The following is a 1243-nucleotide window of genomic DNA, read 5'->3' as shown; positions in this document are numbered from 1 at the left end:
TGCGAGGCGACGATGTTGCAGGAAGGCGTAGGCAATCATTGTCATAAGGGCGTGGCGATGAAGACCTTGCCATGATCGCCCTTCGAAGTGATCAAGTCCAAGCTCCTCCTTCAACTGTTGATGCGCCTGCTCACAAATCCACCGTGCCTTGATGGTGGCGGCCAGCGTGCGCAGATCCGTCGTCGCCGGAAGATTGGCGAGATAGTATTTCTTCTCCCCGGAGGCACGTTGCTCGCCAATGAGCCAAGCTTCGTCGCCTGGGAGATGCTGCTGACCTTTATCCCATATCCGCTGCGGAGGGCCGTCGGCGGTGCGGACACGGAGAGCAGCAAATCGGGCTTTGAGCCGACCTTTCGTCCCGCTACGCCAACTCACGGTTTTCCATTTGGCGCTGGCCAACATTTGTTCTGCCGCAATCGATAAGATATCGGGCACGTGGTGCTTTCGTGGTTTGCCACGGACTTTGGTGATCGGCCAAATGAGCTTCACATCGACCGGATACACTTTCTGGTGCCGAGGGATTCCGACAGCCCAGGCCAGCCCGCGCTCTGTTAGCCCTTGTCGAAACGGTGCGCTGAGGCCGTATCCCGCATCCGCCAGCACACATCCAAAGCGCATGTTGGCTGCCATCGCGCGGTCAATCTCGGCCAAAGCGATCTCCGGCTTGGACCGTGGCGTTCGGTGTTCGACCGGCACGCGAGCGCGCTTCAAACGAGGCATGTCGCTTGTCCAGCTGTCAGGCAGAAAGAGACGTAACGCGACCATCACTGGCACTTCGCCGCGCGCAAGCGTTAAAGACACCAGCGTTTGGCAATTTGCAGTTTTACCGAGAGCCGACGCGTATTGAGCCGCAACACCGACCGATCGCTCACCCTTCTTCGGCAGTGAGGTGTCATCGATAACCAGCACCGCATCCCTGCCGCCAACAAGTCGGTCCGCCTGGTTGAGCAGCTCTGTCTCCAGCGGCGTCGCGTTCCAGACACCGTCCGCAATGAAATGGTGCAACTGGTCGTAGTTGCTCGTGGCAAGGCGTTCCGCCATCGGCTGAACGCTCTTGCGATCGCCAGGACCGATCAATCCCGCAACATACAGAGGACACATCCGCTGCCGGGTCTTATGACCCAGCCGGTCCAAGAACGGCATCAGCCAGCGTTCGAGTTCGTCTTCCCATCCCGGCATGGTCAGCCCTCCAAGAGCCGACCACCCATGAATCATTGAAAAATTGATTCGGGAATCCTATAAA

The 1243-nt window shown here is 58.5% G+C and carries 1 protein-coding gene; it reads right to left on the bottom strand.

The window, feature by feature from the left end; translation table 11 throughout:
* On the bottom strand, positions 1 to 1215 hold a 1215-nt coding region (locus FXB40_RS45540), incomplete at its 3' end, for an IS701-like element ISBj6 family transposase (RefSeq protein WP_148778781.1).
* Between the last annotated feature and the right edge of the window lie 28 nt (positions 1216 to 1243).

Source organism: Bradyrhizobium rifense (genome assembly GCF_008123425.1).
GTDB lineage: Bacteria > Pseudomonadota > Alphaproteobacteria > Rhizobiales > Xanthobacteraceae > Bradyrhizobium > Bradyrhizobium rifense.
Note: the sequence above shows the minus strand (reverse complement) of the source record. Positions and strands in the feature narration are given on the sequence as shown.